The sequence below is a fragment of the Bacillus sp. SLBN-46 genome, from assembly GCF_031453555.1.
GTDB lineage: Bacteria > Bacillota > Bacilli > Bacillales > Cytobacillaceae > Neobacillus.
Genome location: NZ_JAVIZM010000001.1, coordinates 1579823 through 1599213, shown reverse-complemented (window position 1 = coordinate 1599213; position 19391 = coordinate 1579823). Strand labels below are relative to the sequence as shown.

The following is a 19391-nucleotide window of genomic DNA, read 5'->3' as shown; positions in this document are numbered from 1 at the left end:
CCCTTAGGAATGCTTTCGTTCTTCCCTTACTAATCCATTATGTGTAAAATCAAAGTATGTTCCTCTTAGGTAACCTCATTCTTTATTAACTGCTTACATTCTACTAACTAATAAATTGGACGTGAATGAGTATGAACAGTATGGAGATAGATGTTCTAATTAAACTGGGTATTTCCGCAGTTTTTGGCCTGATTATTGGTCTGGAACGTGAATTGAAAAGAAAGCCTGTAGGACTGAAAACCAGTCTTGTTATATCTGTAGTAAGCTGTTTGCTCACCATTGTATCTATTCAATCTGCATATATGTTTCCTAATTCTGATGATGTGAAGATCACCATGGACCCACTTCGCTTGGCGGCGCAAATTGTTTCTGGAATCGGTTTTCTGGGGGCAGGCGTAATTTTAAGAAGAGGGAATGACAGTATTTCAGGTTTAACGACTGCTGCCATGATTTGGGGAGCAGCTGGTATTGGCATTGCAGTTGGTGCCGGATTTTATTTAGAAGCATTTGTGGGGGTAGCTCTTCTTATTATAAGTGTTGAATTAATTCCTTTTTTAATGAAACTATTTGGACCGAAACAATTACGTGAAAAAGAAATTACGCTTCAACTCTTTATAAGAGACCAATCGCAAATCGACAAAGCAATTACCTTTCTCCTCGAAAAAAGATATATCATTCGTCGACTTAGAATTAAAGATTTAGATAACGGAGATCACTTGGTGCAGATATTACTAGCAGTAGATTATCGTGATAAGACTACCGAAGTATATGCATCAGTTTCTAATATTGAAGGAGTACAAAGAGTAGAAATAGAAAGTATAAGCTAATGGCCCTGTTTCTATTAAAAAAATTACAAAATTTTCTCTTGCAAGTTATTTGTAATGCGGATATAATTTTCCTTGTACTAGTCTTATTGGGGGGCTTAGCTCAGCTGGGAGAGCGCTTGCATGGCATGCAAGAGGTCGTCGGTTCGATCCCGATAGTCTCCATATTCCAAAACCTTTGCGTAGCAAGGGTTTTTTTATTTTGTAAACCTATTTTTTTCACATTCTCTTAAAAATGATAAATATTTCCTATTTTTACAAATTAATCTTGCTTTGTTAATTGTATTTTCACTATAATAAAAACGTAAAACAACGTTTCGATAATTCAGAAAAATCTGTAATCAAATAAAGGAGGGTCACTACTTAAAACAAATATATGATATTTCCTCATGTTCTCTTTCCAGTTTGAGTTTCTTCACCATTTGACCCATCAGCATTGTCTTTTCTAAAACCTCAGATTCAGAACAAAGGTTTTTTATGAGAGGGGGAGCTTCCATTGGAGGCAAAACAAATAAAGGTTAATACTGAAAGCGATTACAGTTCCATTGTTCAATCATCATCTTTCCAGACATTACTCTCCGAAAAGAAAAAATTTATCATTCCCATTACCATTTTCTTTTTCTGTTTTTATTTTGCATTGCCCATTTTAACTTCTTATACCACGGTATTAAACCACAAGTTTATCGGCAGCATCACTTGGGCATGGGTTTTTGCTTTCTTACAATTCGTAATGACATGGGTTTTGTGCATGCTCTACTCGAAAAAGGCAGCAAGATTTGATGAATTAGCTGCTCAAGTGGTTGAAGAAGGAGGAAAAAGCTAATGAATACAGCTGCTTTTACGATGTTTCTTTGTATTGTTTTTGTCACTTTAATCATTACCTATTACGCTTCGAAACGGACGAAGAATGCTAGTGAATTTTATACGGCTGGTGGGGGATTGACAGGATGGCAAAATGGACTTGCCATTGCAGGTGATTATATGTCTGCCGCATCCTTTCTAGGGATAGCTGGTGCAGTAGCCTTAACCGGTTTTGATGGATTCTTTTACAGTATCGGTTTCCTTGTTGCATATCTAGTGGTTCTTTATATCGTAGCTGAACCTATGCGTAACCTTGGAAAATATACCTTTGCGGATATGATTGCCTCCCGTTTTGATGCGAAGAAAGTACGTGGATTTGCTGCCATGAACACTGTTACAATTTCCATTTTTTATATGATCGCTCAGCTAGTAGGAGCAGGTGCACTCATTAAATTATTATTAGGCTTAGAATACACAACCTCTGTATTAATTGTTGGTGTGTTAATGACAGTGTATGTTATTTTTGGAGGCATGCACGCAACAAGCTGGGTACAAATCATTAAAGCAGTTCTATTAATGGGTGGGACCTTCGTCATTTCTATTATTGTTTTTGCTAAGTTTAACTACAGTATTACAGATATGTTTGCTCAGATGAAAACCGCCACACCTTTAAAGGAAACATTCCTAAATCCTGGTGTGAAGTATAAAATTGGGCTTGATACAATTTCCTTAAACATGGGCCTCGTTCTCGGAACAGCAGGACTTCCTCATATTTTAGTCCGCTTTTTCACCGTTAAGGATGCTAAGACTGCTCGCAGTTCCGTTGTTTACGCTACATGGATTATTGGAATCTTTTATGTGATGACTATTTTCCTTGGCTTTGGTGCAGCTGCCTTTGTTGGTACAAGTAAAATTGTGGCCGCGAATCCTGCAGGTAATATGGCTGCTCCGCTTTTGGCCCAGGCCTTAGGTGGCAATATGTTGTTTGCATTCATCTCTGCCGTAGCATTTGCTACCATCCTAGCAGTTGTGGCTGGGCTCGTTCTAACAGCAGCCTCTGCATTTGCCCATGATTTTTACAATGAAATCCTGAAAAAGGGTAAAGCAACCGAGAAACAGCAAGTAAGCATGGCACGTTGGGCTTCTATTGGTGTTTCCGTCATTTCTATTATTCTTGCTTTAGGGGCTCAAACCCTTAATGTGGCTTTCTTAGTTTCACTCGCCTTTGCTGTTGCCGCCAGTGCAAATCTTCCTGTCATTATCTACACTATTTACTGGAAGCGATTTAATACATCTGGTGCAATCTGGGCAATGGTGGTTGGATTGATTTCGGCAATTGGGCTGGTGATTATTAGTCCGAATGTGTTCAGTCCTGAAGTAGGAAAAGCTATTTTTGTTGGGAATCCTATCTTCCCTTATACCACACCGGGAATCCTTTCTATTCCGCTTGGCTTCCTTGCAGGTTATCTTGGAACGATCTTCTCTAGCCAAAAGGCAGATGTGAAGAAATATGAAGAAGTATTAGTTAAATCAAATACAGGAATAAAAGCAGGTATTTAAAAAAGAAAGGGGCTGAAAATTTCTTCAGCCCCTTTTCCTTTTTAAAGCTATCATTTACCGCTGTTTATTTCTTGTTGATCCCGTTTTTGTTCCTTTATTTCTAGGCGAACCACTTTTTGTTCCATTTCTTCCAGACTTAAATCCTTTGGAAGGTGTGCTGGTTTTTTTTCCCTTGATCGGTCTATCCTGTCTCCCACGCTCTGGAGAGTTTTCTTTTCTTCCTCCACGTCTTTCTTTTTGGCCAACCGGACGGGGTTTTCTAGTATCCTTCTGACTCTCTTCTGTGCTATTTGTGTTTCCTATGTTTTGCTTTGGAATCGTAATGTTTAGCTCATCTTCAATTAATTCGAGAGCAGGACGGTCGTCTGAGGTGTAAAAAGTAATGGCCAAACCTGTCATTCCTGCTCTGCCTGTTCGTCCTATCCGATGAATGTAGCTTTCAGTATCCTGAGGAATATCATAATTGAATACATGAGTAACTCCTTCTACATCCAATCCTCTTGCTGCGACATCCGTTGCAATTAATAGCTGAATCTCAGCCTCTCTAAATCGCTTCATTACTTGTTCTCTTTTTGCTTGTGATAAGTCCCCGTGCAGCTCATCACATGAAAAACCGTGAGCTTTTAAGACATCATAAAGCTTACTGACTCTTCGTTTCGTTCGGCAAAAAATTAACGCTAAAAAAGGCCGATAGGTTTCAACTAATTGAATAAGTGTGCCTTGTTTTGCCCGATCGGTTGTATGAATAGCAATCTGTTTCACACTTTCAGCAGGTCCCTGTGTTTTTTCCACTTGGATGTATTCAGGTTCTCGCATATGCTTTTTGGCTAACTTGCGTATTTCAGGAGGAATGGTGGCCGAAAACAACATAGTCTGCCTTGTCTGAGGCGTTTCTCTGATAATATCCTCTACTTCTCCTAAGAATCCAATTTGCAGCATTTGATCTGCTTCATCTAAAACAAGATAGGAGATTTCTGATAATCTAATTGTTTCTCTTCTAATATGATCCAATAGACGACCAGGTGTTCCAACCACAATTTGTGGGTTTCTTTTTAATTTTTTTAACTGTTTTGCCACGTCCTGGCCACCATAGACGGCTAATACATTTACATCCGTCTTATCAGCAATCAATTTTTCCACTTCTTCTGTGATTTGCAAGGCAAGCTCCCTTGTAGGTGTCACGATCAGCGCTTGAATATGTGTTGCATCAGTATTAATCTTTTCAAGTATTGGCAGGATAAATGCAAACGTCTTTCCAGTCCCTGTTTGTGCTTGAGCGATAATATCACTGCCCTTCATTACAAAAGGAATCGCTTGTTCTTGAATGGGTGTGGGTTTTGCAATACCTATGCCTCGAAGTTGTTCTACTAACGATGGGGAAATACCCAATGATAAAAAATCTGCCAAAAATACCCCTACTTTCTTCATAACTACCTATTAATATTGATTGTTTAACACTTGAATTGCAACTATACTTTTTTATGTTTGAAACCGCAAATAATTATTTGCTTTGACTTCCGTTGCCTTTTTCAACCGAAAAGATTATAATTCTGTTAATACCAACTTATTTCATCGGAATAGTAAACAAAGAGGAGAGGGATTATTTGAGCCAATACAGTTTTTTAATTGTCCATGGATTAGGTGGAAGCGGACCAGATCACTGGCAAACCTGGCTTGCACAGGAGTTGAGACAAAAAAATTATCACGTTTGTTATCCAACATTTACTGAGTTTGACTCACCCAACAAAGAAGTGTGGCTGAAAGAATTGACTGCAGCCATCCAGACAATTCCTGAAAATCAGCAATTGATCGTTGTTACACACAGCTTAGGTTGTTTACTTTGGATGCATTACGCTGCACTAAATAATAAGCGAATAGCTAAACGAGTCATTCTAGTTGCTCCTCCATCTCCAGAAATCGTCCTTAAGGAAGCGACATCTTTTTATCCAGTACCCTTAGAGAAGAGGAATCTATCAAGAACGGGTGAAGAAACCCTTTTTGTTCATTCATCAAATGACCCGTACTGCCATCAGCAACATAGGGAAAGGTATATGAATATGGGGGTGCCTTCTATTATCTTCCCAAAGATGGGGCATATTAATGCAAAGTCAGGTCATGGGAAGTGGTCCTGGATCTTGGACCAATGTTTGGCTGTTGAAAATGCCTCCATGCTTGTTTAATAAAAGACTGCTGGGGTTTCCTCAGCAGTCTTCTGCATTATAACGGTTCTTTAATGTTGTATTTACGGAGGATGCTCTCAATTTTAAATCCGGTGCTTAAGTCACCTTTTGCTTTTACCTTACCAGTGAGTAAGGCCATCGTACCACTTTGTTTACCTAGGAGGAATTTCTTGAAGTTATCATATGACAGCGCCATCGTTACATTAGGAACTGCTTCTACACCTTGCTTAATCGTTAATGTTCCATCTTGAAAAAAATGCTGGTAGGTTGCGGGTTCCTGGTCGTAAACGTCATACTGAACCACGGCGTGAAAGCCTTTAATAGGTCCTGGATTTTCATTGAATATTTCTTCTATCCTTGTCATCAAATCTGCCAAGGAATATTCCTGAATCGCTTTTGCCATCTGTTGCCCCTCCTAGATATTTAAAATATCAAACATTTCTTATAATTCTATGATACTAATTTGAATTCAAATTTAACAATGGACGTTTTTTGAACTTTTTAAATTCAATCATCTATTTTATGGTAAAATAAACTATTCAAATTATCTGTTTTATCTATTACTATTAATCGAAAAGTCTGGGGTGATAATTCTTGGATTTACACCAGTTATATGTGTTTACTAAGGTAGTTGAACATAAAAGCTTCTCAAAAGCAGCTGAAGATATTTTCTTAAGTCAATCAACAGTCAGCTCTCATATCCAATCGTTGGAAAAGACGCTTGGTATCAAGCTTTTTGATCGCGTTGGCAGGGAAAGCATCCTAACTCCAAATGGAGAACGGTTGTATCAATGGGCACGTAAATTGTTATTATTAAAAGACCAAGCTCTACTTGATTTAAAACAGGGGATGACTGATCTTCGAGGGATGATTCGAATGGCTGTTAGTTCTGTACCTGGGCAATTTGTGATTCCAAAAATGGTGAAGCAATTTAGGCAGAACTATCCAGAGGTCTACTTTCATATCCATCAATCATCTTCAAAGACTGTGGCTGAAAAGGTGCTAAACGGATCAGTTGATTTTGGCATATTAGGGGAGAAATACGAGGATGATAAACTTCGTTATATCCCGTTATTAAAGGAAAAGCTAGTCTTAGTTACCTCGAATGAATTGAACTTAACAGGGCCAGTAAACATACATGATCTATTACCTTATCCTTTTGTAATGCGAAATTCCAATTCTGGAACGAATGCTATTTTTGAGAGGTTTTTGAAAAAAAATAATATAGCTAAAGATCAATTAAATATTGTTTCATATATTGAGGATGGACAGAGTTTATTACAGTTTGTGATACAAAATGTTGGTATCTCTGTCATGTCGGAAATAGCCGCAAGAGAATACTTCGACAAGAATATGCTGAAGATGCACGAATTATCGGATTTTGGTGATGAAAGATATTTTTATCTTGTCTATAACGTGAATAAAACACAATCTCTTCTCTCTAAGATATTTATTGAGGAAGCAGTAGATTTAGTAAAATAATAAACGAGGTTCGGAACACTCCGCCCTCGTTTTTTGACAGTTTAAGGTTTTAATATTACTTTAATACAATCTTCCATTTTTGTATCAAAGACCTCATATCCATGTTTTGCCTGTTCTAACGGAAGGACATGTGTAATAATATCGCCTGGGTCAACCTTCCCTTGATTAATCATATCGTAAAGGAATGGCATGTAAGGAATAACAGGGGCTTGTCCTGTTTTGATATCAACATTCCGATTAAAGATATCACCAAGAGGAAATGCATTATATCTGCCGCCATATACACCTGTTACTTGTATGGTTCCACCTTTTCTAACAGCTTGACTTGCAATAACCAAAGCCCCCATCGCTCCACCTTGAAGCTTCAAACCCGAAGCAAGAAATTCAAGTGGGGTCATCTTCCCGTCCATCCCAACGCAGTCTATGACGATATCCGCTCCACCTTGAGTGATTTCAAGCAAATAATCTCCTACGTTTTCATGATCTTCAAAATTGACTATTTCCACTTTATTAGTTCGTTTAGCATGTTGTAGACGGTAATTAATATAATCAACGGCTATGACTCTTTTTGCCCCTTTTAACCAAGCAAATTTTTGAGCCAGCAAGCCTACTGGCCCACACCCAAGAATAATAACTGTATCACCGTCTTTTACACCTGCATGATCGACACTCCAATAGGCAGTAGGTGCAGCATCCGCAAGTAAGGCTAACTTCTCATCCTCGACTTCACAGTTGTCAGGTATCTTAAATGGGGTAAAATTGCCGAAAGGAACACGCATATATTCAGCCTGCCCGCCTGCATATCCGCCGGTTGTTTCCGAATAACCAAAAAAACCTGACCCTTGCCCATGTGGATTTCCGTTGTCGCATTGGCTTGTTAGGTCATTTGTACAATACCAGCAATGCCCACAGGAAACGTTAAAAGGGATAATCACCCTGTCCCCTTTTTTTAATTTCGTAACCTCAGGCCCTACTTCCTCTACCACACCCATCGGTTCATGTCCAATAACAAATCCGGTAGGTAAATTAGGAATCATGGCATGGATTAAATGTAAATCAGAGCCGCAAATGGCTGAAGAAGTCACTTTTACAATGATATCATCACCATTCTTTATTTCCGGATCTTTTACTTCTCTCACTTCTATATTCTTAATGCCTTGGTATGTAACAGCTCTCATTTTTTTCCCTCCTTTTTTATTGATTTGGTGTCGCAAACATGCCAAGACGGTCTGTGTCGTTTGGATACAGGTTCAATTGGGCAATTTGAACAGCTGTTTCTGCAGCTTTTAAATCTATTGGATATTGTTCTTTTATATTATGAGGATGCAGCCATCCTTTTTTTATCATCAGATCTGAAATTTCAGTATGCAAATCAATAGCTACTTCCATTTGTTTGTGTAGTACTCTTCGAAGGTCAGGATTCGCTGTTTCTGTTATAGCAAAACCGTAATTTCGTATTCCTGTTTTTACAGCGAGTAAGAAGTCCATTGCAAAAGCGGAATCGGCTAGGTTAGGCATTCCCTCAGCATTTCTTGGATCTAAGTAATCTTGCACGTGCTCCACCTCACTTATTGTAGTAGTTGACTTTGTTTATAAAAACTAAGCAGTTCATTAATATCTTTTATTGATTGTTGTACGTCTTTTTCCATTAATCTTTTCAAATCGTTGTCAAAACAAATCCCTTGCATTAATTTGGATCGGAGTAAACATACTGTTTTAAAATTGATTATTTCGTGTGTTTCCATCGACTCATGTGGAGCAAGGTTCTTTTCCATACAAGCACCTCCCGTTTCATAACATAACTATTTTCCCTTTCGCCATGTTGCTTTATGCAAAAGGTAGAAATGAATAAATTCCTTTTTCTAAGAAAATATAATTAGGAAAAGTTTGTTTGAGTTGGAGGGTGTATGTATGACAAAGTATTTGGGACTCCATGAAACCTTAGACCTTCATGAGTTATTATCATTTAAAAATCTCTGTTTAACAAAAGCAACGACAATGAGCGTATTAGCGGTTGATGCAGAGCTAAAGGCCATTCTATCCGCTGACGTTACGACTGGGACTCAGCATATTCAACAATTACAGCAGTTTTTAACAAATCGGAGGGAAACTAGTTGAATGAATTCATCCAAAACATGATGGGCATGGGTGGTTTAACCGACCAAGTCATTGCAACAGATTTTCTCATTTCAGCCAAGGCAGGAATTAGAAATTATGCTGTAGCCATTACGGAAACAGCTACACCAGAATTAAAATCTGCTTTAAGAGCGCAATTAAATGATGCGATTGCCACTCATGAAAAAATCACAAACTTTATGGTGGAAAGAGGATTTTATCATCCACATGATTTAAGTGAGCAGCTCCAGGTTGATCTAACCGTTGCAGATACTGCCCTAAATCTCGCCCATAAAATAATGGACTAATTTACGAAAAAAAGGGAGAACGCTGACGTTCTCCCTTTACCTTTGTAGGCTGATTTCCTTTAAACTCTTTTTATCTATTTTTCCCACATGGGTTTTCGGCAATTCCTTTAAAAAGGTAAAGCGTTTTGGAATTTTATATCTCCCCAGTTTGGCTTCACAGTATGCTATCAAATCTTCCTCACTTATTTTAGAGGAGTCTTTTAGAACAATAAAAGCAGCGACCATTTCCCCCCATTTTTCATCTGGTAAGCCTACTACCGCTACTTCATCTATAGCGGAATGGCCGCCTAGCCAGTGCTCAATTTCAAGAGGATACACATTCTCTCCTCCTGTAATAATCATATCTTTTTTCCGTCCTACGATATAAAAGAAACCATCCTCATCTTTTTTCGCCAAATCCCCTGTTTGAACCCATCCATCTTTTAATGTTTCCTCTGTTGCTTGTTCATGATTCCAATAATAGGAGAAGGCATGCTTCCCCTTGATCCACAGTTCACCAATCTCATTCACCTCTGCTTCTTGCCCATCTACTTTCACAAGTTTGATAGAGTTAAACAGCATCGGTTTTCCAACTGAACCACGTTTTACTTGAGCATCCTCCGGACGAATATAAAAATTATTGGGCCCCGCTTCGGTTAACCCATATCCCTCTTTAAAAGCCAGCTTCTTTTTTTGAAAGGCCTCGTATATTTGTAAAGGACACGGTGCAGCACCTGATAAAAAAATCTTCATCGTTGGAAAATCATTCATATGAAACTCATCGGTTTGAATGAGCATATGATACATAGTTGGGACTAGGAGTATAATAGTGCAACGAAAACGATTAATAGATTCTATTGTTTTTTGAGCGAAAAACTGATTACCTACTACCACTGTTCCCCCAATCATTAAGATTGGAAGGCTTAACGCATTTAATCCCCCGGTATGAAACATGGGTAAATAATTGATGGTTACATCTTCCTCCGTTAGGCTCCAGCTGGTAATGGTGTTTATAGCATTCCACAGAATCGATTGGTGACTAAGGACTACACCTTTTGGTTTCCCTGTCGTCCCTCCAGTGTAAATCATCGCTAACGGATTCGTTTCAGTAATTTCTTCGGAAAACTTCTCACTTTTGGGATGGTTGGTGATTTTCTCATAGTGTGTCTCTCCCACACAAAAGCAGCTTACACCCAGATCAGTTAGTTGATCACAGAGAGATCCAAACTGGAGATGCATTCCTATTAAGACAGGGCTGCAATCTTTAATGATTTCACGTATCTCATGTATCGATAAACGCCAATTAAGTGGGACGAATATAGCACCGATTTTACTGCAGGCAAATAATAAATCAAAGCAACTAATATGATTGGGAGAGAGCAATGCAATGCGGTCTCCTTCTTTAACGCCGCGTTCCTTAAGCCAGCTTGCCACAGAAGCAGAACGTTCATTTAATTCTTTGTATGACCAACTTTTATTTGTATTTTCATCGATAACCGCTATTTTATTTGGCGATAATCTTGCTCTATTATCCAGCCAATCCAGTTCCCACCTCACCAAACAATCGCTCCTTCACTACTAGATGGAACCATTTTACTTTTAATTAGTTACAGATGAGTTACATGTTACATTTTACAAAAAGGCTTTGTTGCATGTCTATTGATTTCCGCTCCAGGAGCTTCGCTTTCCTTGGGAGTTTCGGCGAGCCTCTTCGTCGCTCACGCCTACGGGGTCTCCCCTGAAATGTACTCCCACAGGACATTGAATTTGCTTCCTCGAATGAACACCGCACGAAGGAAATGCGATAGCATTTTCGAGGATCGAGCGCCTTCCACTCCAATCAACAGAGTATAAAAATGAACAATATTGTTTAACACAGACTATTAGAAAAGAGCAAGCGCTTGATCAGCCCCGATCAAGAAGACTGGTCGATTGGCTAGCGAAGCGCAGACAGAGGCCTAGTCGCACTTAAGCGTACAAAAGTCCTTAGCCTTTAGCAGTCAGGCAACCTTGCCGTGGGCATTAGAAACTTCTTCTATTTACCGATCGTGAGCTTTTTCCCTTAGCTCGGGCATTAGAAACTTCCCCTATTTACCGGTCACGCACTTTTTCACTTACCATAGGCATTAGAAACTTCCCCTATTTACCGGTCGCGCACTCTATCACTTACCACGGGCATTAGAAACTTCTCCTATTTACCGGTCGCGCACTCTATCACTTACCACGGGCATTAGAAACTTCTCCTATTTACCGGTCGCGCACTCTATCACTTACCACGGGCATTAGATACTTCTCCTATTTACCGGTCGCGCACTCTATCACTTACCACGGGCATTAGAAACTTCTTCTATTACCGGTCGTGAGCTTTTTCTCTTAGCTCGGGCATTATAAACTTCTCCTATTTACCGGTCGGGCTACTTTCCATTGAATCGGGACATAAAATACCACAGTATCAAGGACTGTAGCTGTGACAAATTTTATAAATTCTTATCTTTCAAAAAAAAAGCGACCCCGTAAGGTCGATTTTTCCATTTACATCATTATTCCGCCGTCCACGTGCAACACGGTACCGTTAACATAGTTGGATTCTTCCGATGCTAAGAAAAGATAGGCATTTGCAATATCCTCCGGCTTGCCTAATCTGGCCAGCGGCACCATTTGCTTCATTTGATTTAATACTTTTTCTGGAACCTTTGCCGTCATTCCTGTTTCTATAAAGCCTGGGGCAACCGCATTGACATTGATTCCTTTTCTTCCAAGCTCCTTTGCCCACGATTTCGTCATTCCAACCACGCCAGCTTTTGTGGCCGCATAATTCGTCTGACCGACATTTCCGTAAATGCCTGATACAGAAGAAGTGTTGATAATTCTACCTCTTCCCTTTTCAACCATCGATGGTAAGACGGCTTGTGTACAATGGAACACACCTGTCAGGTTAACATCGATTACCTTTTGAAAATCTTCCACCGTCAATTTTGACAGCATGGCATCTCTTGTGATCCCCGCATTATTAATTAGGATATCGATGTTTCCATATACCTCACGTACCTTTTCAACCATTGAATCTACACTGACACGGTCCGCTACATTGACTTGAAAAAATGTCACCTCATAACCTTTTTCCCGTAACACTCTCGCCTGCTCTACACCTTGGTCCACGTTATAATCTGCCATGGCCACTTTGGCACCTTCATGCGCAAAAACTTCTGCTGCCGTTAATCCAATTCCAGCAGCAGCACCTGTTATAATGGCCACTTTATCTTTTAATCTCATACCTTTACCTCACTATCTAAAAATTGTTCCATAGCATGCAACAATTGCGGCAAGTCATCTACTAATGCTGAGTGACCGCAATTCTTTAATTCTATGACGGTTGCTTTATCTCCCAAGTCCTCAATAAGCTCGTTTGTCATTTCTTGTACAACCACCATATCCCGCTCTCCGTAAAGAACCAATACAGGTACATCGATGTCATCTACTTTTCCATTGCCCTCGACCAAGCCATTAAAATGATGGCTCATATTAAAGTTATTTAAGGCATAATACACCTCAGCAAGATTTCGCTGCGTTCTCATATCCTGAACATATTCATTATAACGTTCAGGCTCTGGTTGATTGTGGGTATAAATAACCGAATTCCATATCAACTTTAGCAACTCAGCATTATTCGTGTCATAGGCTGTTTGAATAGGAATGGTGCGAACGAGATCGCTCTTCATTTCTTCATGCATGGTCAATCTCCGCAGCTCGTCTTCATCCTTTATTTTTCCATCGTACGGATAGCCTCTTGTGGATGCAGAAGCAAGTAAAATCAGTTTGTTACAATAGCCTGGATAATCAGCAGCAAACTGCATCCCTACTGCACCACCGGTTGACCATCCAGCAATAGCAAAGTCCCTTAAGCCAAGTGCCTCAACAAACAGCTTCACATCATCTGAAAAATCTTTAATAGACATGACTAATTGGTTATACGTCGAGTTTCCGAACCCGCGTAAATCAACTGCATAGACTTTATACTTTGGATTGATATTTTCATATACAAGATCCCAATGCTTGGAGGAAGTCATGTTTCCGTGGATTAATAAAAGCTTTTTCTCCCCGCCTTCTCTTTCTCTGTAGGCAAGTGTTTCTCCATTTGGCAGCAGTACTTCTTTCATTGTTACATTTACCATACTAATCACCCTTTCCCCATTTAATTGTAGTTGCTCCCCAGGCGTACCCAATTCCAGCACTAACCAAGACGACTACATCGCCATCCTTTACCTTTTTGGACTCTAAGGCTAATTCCAGTGATAGAATTTGATCAATTTGACCAATATGCCCATAGTCTTCTAGATAAATAGACTGTTCGTTGGACAAACCTAATTCCCTTAATACATATTCATGGGCGGATTTCTTCATGTGGAGAATAGCTAAATAATCAATATCTTTCTCACTAAAGCCGCTTTTCCGGACCGATTCACGGATGACCTTTAAGAAATTATCCATCGACTTCTGTTCTAAACGCTGCTTCATCCCTTCTGGGTCAAGAACATCAAGCATATTCAGACGTTGGTCAATTGCTGCTTTTGAAATGGGGTTCTTCGTTCCTCCAGCAACAACCACGACATCCTCCGAAAAAGAACCGTCAGTAATCATTTGGGTGTCTAATACCAGGTTTTCGTTGTGGTCTTTCTTAAGAAGAATGGCTCCTCCTCCTGCCCCGAGATTATACATGAAACGGGTTCTTGGATTCTCGTAATCAATGAAATCCACGTTCCGATACCCTCCTGCCAACAAAACGGTTCGAATGTCTGGGTCAGCGAGCATCATACTTTTAGCTACTTTTAACGCCATAACAGTCGTCCCGCATCTTAAGGCCACATCAAAGGCCCAAGCATGAAAAGCACCGACTTCTTCCTGGAGTTTAATTCCTGCTGTCCAAAGGGGGTATTCCTTATGTTCCTCGCCAATATAGATAACTAGATCAATCTCTAATGGATCGATGCCTGCCTTTGCAATTGCTTGTTTAGCAGCAATAATCCCCATCTCACACGTATGATCAGTTGGACCTGGAATATGCTTTTTCTTAATTCCCATTTTCTCTTCGACAATACCTTCAGGGATACATGCCAATTCGGCAATCTCTTTTCCCGTCATATATTTCTCTGGTAAATATATCCCTGTACTGAGTATTCCTATCTGCAACCCCATCACCTACTCATCTAAGCTTCTTCCGCCATTTCCTGCATAAATTCCATGGCTTCCTCAATTGACTCAAACAACGTTTCCCTATCCTCCTGAACATGCGTCACTTTAATTCTCCAATGTTTCCTTCCAGTGTCCTTCTCGACAGTGGCCAGTTGAAAACGAACGACGAAGGAAGCTATTTGATTGATTTCCACTAGGTCCTCCTTCTACCCCACCATTTTTTGTTCTTTTTTTACAGAAGGGTGTTTTTTTCGTTTCCATGAAATTGTACTTAACGTACCCACAATTCCTCGCGGGAAGAACATAACGACTAAAATGTAAATAATCCCGAAAAAGATAATCCAACGCTCAAAAATCCAATGCTCTTTTGCCAGTTCGGTCAGCCAATCATGTGCAAATTCTATTAATCCAGCTCCGATGATTGCTCCGACTAGTGTTCCAACTCCCCCAATAATCGTCATTAATAAAGCATCTAAAGTAATATCCATTGAAAATACGCTTGTATTCACAAATCGGAGTGAAATTGCATATAAAATACCGGCTATTCCTGCTAAAACCCCAGAAACGATACTCGCTGCAATCTTATAATGCAAGACATGGAAGCCTAACGACTCTGTCCGTTGTTCATTTTCGCGAATGGCCTGAAGCACCCGCCCAAGCGGAGAGTTGGTAAAGCGTTTAAGGATCAAAAACACGGCCACCATGACAAAAAGACAAAGAAGATAAAAATGAGTCCTGTCAATAAACGGTTCTGGTACTCGAAAAGTAAAACCATCATTCCCATACGTCATGGTCCGCCATTTTTCTGCTAACACGAGAAAAAGTCCAGATAACGAAAGAGTTAGCATGGCATAAAAATGACTTTTCAATCGAAGCGTGAGTAATCCAACAACGAAACTAACAATAGCTGTAAGGGCAATCGTCGTCAAAACTGCCAAAAAGAAGTAGGACATGGTTGGCTCAAACCTCTTCATAAAAATCCCCATTGAATAGGCACCAATTCCAAAAAACATGGCATGACCAAAAGAGACAATTCCCGTAAAACCTAGTAATAGGTCATAACTCATCGCAAAAATAGAAAAAACAAACACCTGTGTTAATAAGATAAACAAGTTTCTAGATTCATAAACAAATGGCAAGAGGAGAAGAAAAGCCGCAACGATTAGCACGATGGCTGTCATCCTATTTCCCTGCATAAACCTCAATGTATTCACCCCTTTGCCCCGAATAGACCCTGAGGCCGAATAATTAACACAATCGCCATGAGGAGCATATTAACAGCTAGGGAAAGATCCGGAACATAATAAGCCATAAAAGACCCGGAAAGCCCAACTAAAATAGCGGCTAAAACGGAGCCTTTAAAATTGCCCATTCCTCCAATCACGACAACAATGAAGGCTAAAATAGCAAACTCCATCCCCATACCTGCATGAATGACCCCAGAGTAAGGTCCAAGCAAGACACCTCCAAGTGCCGCCATCCCTGCTCCAATCATGAAAACAAACATAAACACCCGTTGAATGTTGATTCCAAGTGCTTGAACCATTTCTTTATTCATGACACCTGCCCTGACAACCAAGCCGATTTTGGTTTTCTTGAGCAAATATTGCACTCCAGCAAAAATAAGAAAGCCTACTAAAATAATAAATACTCGGTATTTGATGATAATGACGCCGCCAAGCTCCCAGCTGCCCTTCAAATATTCAGGAGGTGAAGCTGTTAGTTGATTCGGCCCCCAAATGACCTTCAACATCTCAGACAATACAAGCATGAGACCCAACGTAATCAAGATTTGCTGCACATGATTTCCGTAAACTGGCTTGATAATCCACTTTTCTATTATTATTCCTAGCAAAAATCCGGTAACAATTGCTCCCAGGATTCCAATGAGAAAGCTGCCTGTTTGGGAATAAATCCAAAGACCACTATATGCGCCCCAGGCAAATAATCCGCCATGTGCAAAATTCAGAACATCCATTAAACCAAAGATTAAGGTTAAACCTGCTGCTAATAAAAAGATCAGCATCCCTGTGGCTAAACCATTCAGGGCTAAATTCATGAATAAGTCCACGAAGAACTTCCTCCTTCCTTAGGCAATTCCTAAGTACTTCCGTTTCATCTCTTCATCTTCCTTTAATTGCTTCATATTGCCATGGCTAACAGACCTGCCATCATCAATAATGTAAAAACAATCACCAATGGTACTAGCCATCATAAAATTTTGTTCTACTAATACAATGGTGGTTTGTTCCTTCATTTGTAAAATGGACTCCATCACTTTTTCTACTACGATTGGCGCTAAGCCCTTGCTCGGTTCATCAATTAATAAGAGCTCGTTTTCATTCACATACGCTCTAGCAATTGACAGCATTTGCTTTTGCCCGCCGCTTAGTAACCCACCTGGTTTTTTCCAAAATTTCTTTAAATCAGGAAACAGGTTTAAAATGTAGTCCATCCGTTTCGCTGTTTCAACGTTATCTTTTTGAATGGCTACCTTCATGTTTTCTTCAACGGTCAAACCAGCAAATATTCCCTGGTCCTCAGGCACATAGCCGATCCCCTTTTGAGCTATCGTATAGGTTGGCAGGGTCTGAATGGGTTCACCATTAAAAACAATGCTCCCCTTTGATGCTGGATTGAGGCCCATGATCGTACGTAATGTTGTTGTTTTCCCTGCACCATTTCTCCCGAGAAGCACGGTCACTTCGCCTTTTTTCACCTCTAAGGAAACGCCTTGGAGAATGTGGTATTGTCCGATAAACGTTTCCACTCCATTAAGCTTCAATAGGTCGTTCATCAAATTGACCTCCTAAATATGCGGACTGCACTGTATCGTTTTTCATGATTTCTTCAGGGGTTCCGTCAGCAAGGAGTCTGCCATTAAATAGGACCATGACCGAATCAGATAAATCGAGAATCATATCCATTTTGTGCTCAATCAAGATGATGGTTCGGTTCCCTTGTTCCTTAATTCGTTTGATCACTTCTAATATGGCTGGAACTTCTTCGAGTGACATCCCTGCGGTAGGTTCATCTAATAAGAGGACCTCCGTTTCAAGAGCCAGCAGCATGGCAATTTCTAGTTTCCGTTTTTCACCGTGTGCAAGATTACTAGCTAATGAATCCTTTTTATCATCCAAAAGCACGAGCTTTAGCCACTCTAATGCCCGCTCTTCAAAGGCTCGATACTTTTTATAATGAAACACCATTTGATACCGAATTCCCGCCTGGGATTGAACGGCTAATCGGACATTCTCTAAAACAGTTAGGCTCGGAAATACATTGGTAATTTGGAAGGAACGACCAATTCCAGCTCTCGTCCGATTTGTCGGGGAGTAACGTGTAATGTCTTTCCCGCGGAAGAGGATTTTTCCCTTTGTGGGAGTTAATTGGCCGCTTAGTAGATTAAAGAACGTTGTTTTCCCTGCCCCATTGGGACCAATGATGGATTTAAAGTGCTTTTCTGGGATGCTAATACTAACGGAATCGACAGCTGTATGACCGCCAAAGCGTATGGATAAATCACTTGTTTCTAAAAGAGTTGCCATCTGTTTCACCACCTCTATTTGCTAAAAATAAGGAAGAGGGTGACCTGTGATGATTTCGGTCAAACCCTCGTCCTGTTTATTAACTGATCACACTTACTTCTTCTGTTCGTGATGGCTTACTTATTACGAATTGGAGGTGCAGTTTCCTCTGGAGTTAATTCTCTGATTAATACTGGTACAGGATAGGAAACGCCATCTTTCTTCTCTAATTTAATGGCATACAACGTTTGTAATGCTTGGTGATCCTCTGGGCGGTACGTCATTTTTCCTTTCGGCGTATCAAAGCTCATACCTTCCATCGTTTTAATCAGCTTATCAGAATCTGCTTCCCCATTTGTTTTCTTCAATGCTTCCACAATGGAGATGGCAGCACTCATCCCACCAGGTGTAAATAGGTCTGGAACATCTCCGTTAAATCTCTTCTTATGTTCAGAAACAAGCCAATCATTGATTTTATTTTTCGGCAGATCATGGTAATAAACAGTGAAACCTTCCATACCAATTAGTGGTTCCATCGTTGATAAGGCAGCAATATCAGGTGCGCCAGTAGAAATCTTGATTCCTTTTTCTTGAACCTTCATATCGGCAATTTGCTTCCACGGGGAGTTGGCGCCAGCCCATACGACAAATAGGTAATCTGGTTTTGCGTCAACAATTTTTTGTATGTTAGAAGTGAAGTCTGTAGCAGCAGGATCTGCATACTCTTCCTTCACAATCTCTGCACCAAGCTTTTTCGCTGCTTCTTTAAAGGCAGCCACACCATCACGACCAAAGGCATAATCAGGAGCAAGTGTAGCAATTTTAACCCCCTTCTTTGCAATGGCTGCTGCACCTGCAACGGCATCTTGAGAGGAGTTACGTGCGGAATGGAAAATATACTTATTAAACTCTGAACCTGTAATACTATCAGCCGCAGCTGGTTCAACAACCATGACTTTTTGATATTCCTCTGCCAGCGGGAGCACAGCTAATGTATCAGCTGAACTTGAGGATCCAACAAGGAAGTCTACCTTATCTTCCTCTAATAGCTTTGTTGCTTTTTGAACTGCAACTTCAGGTTTCGTTTCTGTATCCTCAACAATGAATTCGATTTTCCGACCAGCAACCTCCATTTTTCCTTCCGTTGCATAATCAAGCCCTAGCTCAAAGCCTCTTAATGTTTGTTTGCCGTATGCTTCTAGTGCACCCGTCTTAGAAGCCAGAACCCCAATCTTAATTGGTTCTTTACTTTCCGTCTTTTCTCCACCCTTGTCATTTGACTCGGATGATGACTTGTCGGAGCTGCACGCACTGGCAAATACCATCATAAAAATAAGTAATCCTAATAAGGCCCATCTTCCTTTGTTCCCCTTCACTCTTTTTCCCCCTTAAAATAGTTATTCACAAACTGGCAAAGCTTTAATT

22 protein-coding genes and 1 tRNA gene are annotated in these 19391 nt (G+C 40.1%); 8 read left to right on the top strand and 15 right to left on the bottom strand.

From position 1 onward, the window contains the following. The first annotated feature begins 140 nt into the window (after positions 1-140). From QFZ87_RS08075 to QFZ87_RS08060, 4 genes are all read left to right on the top strand, one after another. Positions 141-827, top strand: coding sequence for an MgtC/SapB family protein (locus tag QFZ87_RS08075; RefSeq protein ID WP_396133904.1), 687 nt, complete (start codon positions 141-143; stop codon positions 825-827). Between the two features lie 89 nt (positions 828-916). After that, positions 917-989: transfer RNA gene (locus tag QFZ87_RS08070), tRNA-Ala, on the top strand. 331 nt (positions 990-1320) lie between these two features. Then, positions 1321-1647: a DUF485 domain-containing protein gene (locus tag QFZ87_RS08065; protein ID WP_309859956.1), complete on the top strand. Its 327-nt coding sequence runs from the start codon at positions 1321-1323 to the stop codon at positions 1645-1647. Further along, on the top strand, positions 1647-3185 hold the full coding sequence (locus QFZ87_RS08060; protein WP_309859954.1) for a solute symporter family protein: 1539 nt from the start codon (positions 1647-1649) through the stop codon (positions 3183-3185). Before QFZ87_RS08065 ends, QFZ87_RS08060 begins: the two co-directional genes overlap by 1 nt. Before the next feature lie 54 nt (positions 3186-3239). On the opposite strand, the gene QFZ87_RS08055 is transcribed toward QFZ87_RS08060, so the two are convergent. After that, a complete protein-coding gene (locus QFZ87_RS08055; protein WP_309867712.1) occupies positions 3240-4592 on the bottom strand; it encodes a DEAD/DEAH box helicase in 1353 nt (450 codons plus the stop codon). Positions 4593-4789: 197 nt separating this feature from the next. Between QFZ87_RS08055 and QFZ87_RS08050 the strand changes: the two genes are divergently transcribed. Further along, the gene (locus QFZ87_RS08050) at positions 4790-5365 is read left to right on the top strand and encodes an RBBP9/YdeN family alpha/beta hydrolase (RefSeq protein ID WP_309859952.1); all 576 of its coding nucleotides are present in this window, start codon (positions 4790-4792) and stop codon (positions 5363-5365) included. 37 nt (positions 5366-5402) lie between these two features. On the opposite strand, the gene QFZ87_RS08045 is transcribed toward QFZ87_RS08050, so the two are convergent. Continuing rightward, positions 5403-5768, bottom strand: coding sequence for an SCP2 sterol-binding domain-containing protein (locus QFZ87_RS08045; RefSeq protein WP_309859951.1), 366 nt, complete (start codon positions 5766-5768; stop codon positions 5403-5405). A gap of 191 nt (positions 5769-5959) precedes the next feature. Here QFZ87_RS08045 and QFZ87_RS08040 point away from each other — a divergent pair, with 191 nt between their 5' ends. Further along, positions 5960-6847 (top strand): selenium metabolism-associated LysR family transcriptional regulator, encoded by an 888-nt coding sequence (locus QFZ87_RS08040; RefSeq protein WP_309859949.1) that lies wholly within the window; start codon positions 5960-5962, stop codon positions 6845-6847. A 41-nt stretch (positions 6848-6888) separates the two neighbouring features. Here the strand turns inward: QFZ87_RS08040 and QFZ87_RS08035 are convergent, their stop codons facing one another. From QFZ87_RS08035 to QFZ87_RS08025, 3 genes are read right to left on the bottom strand one after another with little or no spacing between them, the layout of a single operon-like run. Further along, entirely contained in the window at positions 6889-8025 is a 1137-nt protein-coding gene (locus tag QFZ87_RS08035; RefSeq protein WP_309859947.1) for a zinc-dependent alcohol dehydrogenase, read from the bottom strand. Positions 8026-8041: 16 nt separating this feature from the next. Beyond that, on the bottom strand, positions 8042-8401 hold the full coding sequence (locus tag QFZ87_RS08030) for a spore coat protein (protein WP_309859945.1): 360 nt from the start codon (positions 8399-8401) through the stop codon (positions 8042-8044). Between the two features lie 14 nt (positions 8402-8415). Further along, a complete protein-coding gene (locus QFZ87_RS08025) occupies positions 8416-8622 on the bottom strand; it encodes a spore coat protein (protein ID WP_309859942.1) in 207 nt (68 codons plus the stop codon). Between the two features lie 136 nt (positions 8623-8758). Between QFZ87_RS08025 and QFZ87_RS08020 the strand changes: the two genes are divergently transcribed. Continuing rightward, complete coding sequence (locus QFZ87_RS08020; protein ID WP_309859940.1) at positions 8759-8965, top strand: hypothetical protein; 207 nt, start codon at positions 8759-8761, stop codon at positions 8963-8965. Continuing rightward, the gene (locus QFZ87_RS08015) at positions 8962-9270 is read left to right on the top strand and encodes a spore coat protein (protein ID WP_309859939.1); all 309 of its coding nucleotides are present in this window, start codon (positions 8962-8964) and stop codon (positions 9268-9270) included. The genes QFZ87_RS08020 and QFZ87_RS08015 overlap by 4 nt, the downstream gene beginning before the upstream one ends. Positions 9271-9306: 36 nt before the next feature. On the opposite strand, the gene QFZ87_RS08010 is transcribed toward QFZ87_RS08015, so the two are convergent. The 10 genes from QFZ87_RS08010 to QFZ87_RS07965 all read right to left on the bottom strand — a co-directional run bounded on the left by QFZ87_RS08010 (position 9307) and on the right by QFZ87_RS07965 (position 19342). Continuing rightward, positions 9307-10806 (bottom strand): acyl-CoA synthetase, encoded by a 1500-nt coding sequence (locus QFZ87_RS08010; RefSeq protein WP_309859936.1) that lies wholly within the window; start codon positions 10804-10806, stop codon positions 9307-9309. 975 nt (positions 10807-11781) lie between these two features. Beyond that, the gene (gene fabG / locus QFZ87_RS08005) at positions 11782-12522 is read right to left on the bottom strand and encodes a 3-oxoacyl-ACP reductase FabG (RefSeq protein WP_309859934.1); all 741 of its coding nucleotides are present in this window, start codon (positions 12520-12522) and stop codon (positions 11782-11784) included. Then, positions 12519-13421 carry an intracellular short-chain-length polyhydroxyalkanoate depolymerase gene (phaZ, locus tag QFZ87_RS08000; RefSeq protein WP_309859932.1) on the bottom strand — a complete coding sequence of 301 codons (903 nt, stop codon included), beginning with the start codon at positions 13419-13421 and terminating at the stop codon, positions 12519-12521. The genes fabG and phaZ overlap by 4 nt, the downstream gene beginning before the upstream one ends. 1 nt (position 13422) lies before the next feature. Beyond that, positions 13423-14442 carry a 3-oxoacyl-ACP synthase gene (locus QFZ87_RS07995; protein ID WP_309867709.1) on the bottom strand — a complete coding sequence of 340 codons (1020 nt, stop codon included), beginning with the start codon at positions 14440-14442 and terminating at the stop codon, positions 13423-13425. A gap of 11 nt (positions 14443-14453) precedes the next feature. Next, entirely contained in the window at positions 14454-14633 is a 180-nt protein-coding gene (locus QFZ87_RS07990; protein WP_308082777.1) for a hypothetical protein, read from the bottom strand. Positions 14634-14645: 12 nt separating this feature from the next. Beyond that, the gene (locus QFZ87_RS07985) at positions 14646-15635 is read right to left on the bottom strand and encodes a branched-chain amino acid ABC transporter permease (RefSeq protein WP_309867706.1); all 990 of its coding nucleotides are present in this window, start codon (positions 15633-15635) and stop codon (positions 14646-14648) included. A 14-nt stretch (positions 15636-15649) separates the two neighbouring features. Continuing rightward, positions 15650-16510, bottom strand: coding sequence for a branched-chain amino acid ABC transporter permease (locus QFZ87_RS07980; protein WP_309859928.1), 861 nt, complete (start codon positions 16508-16510; stop codon positions 15650-15652). Positions 16511-16528: 18 nt separating this feature from the next. Then, positions 16529-17236 carry an ABC transporter ATP-binding protein gene (locus QFZ87_RS07975; protein ID WP_309859925.1) on the bottom strand — a complete coding sequence of 236 codons (708 nt, stop codon included), beginning with the start codon at positions 17234-17236 and terminating at the stop codon, positions 16529-16531. Beyond that, complete coding sequence (locus tag QFZ87_RS07970; protein WP_309859923.1) at positions 17214-17987, bottom strand: ABC transporter ATP-binding protein; 774 nt, start codon at positions 17985-17987, stop codon at positions 17214-17216. Before QFZ87_RS07970 ends, QFZ87_RS07975 begins: the two co-directional genes overlap by 23 nt. A gap of 116 nt (positions 17988-18103) precedes the next feature. Further along, positions 18104-19342, bottom strand: coding sequence for a substrate-binding domain-containing protein (locus QFZ87_RS07965; RefSeq protein ID WP_396133903.1), 1239 nt, complete (start codon positions 19340-19342; stop codon positions 18104-18106). Positions 19343-19391: the final 49 nt, after the last annotated feature.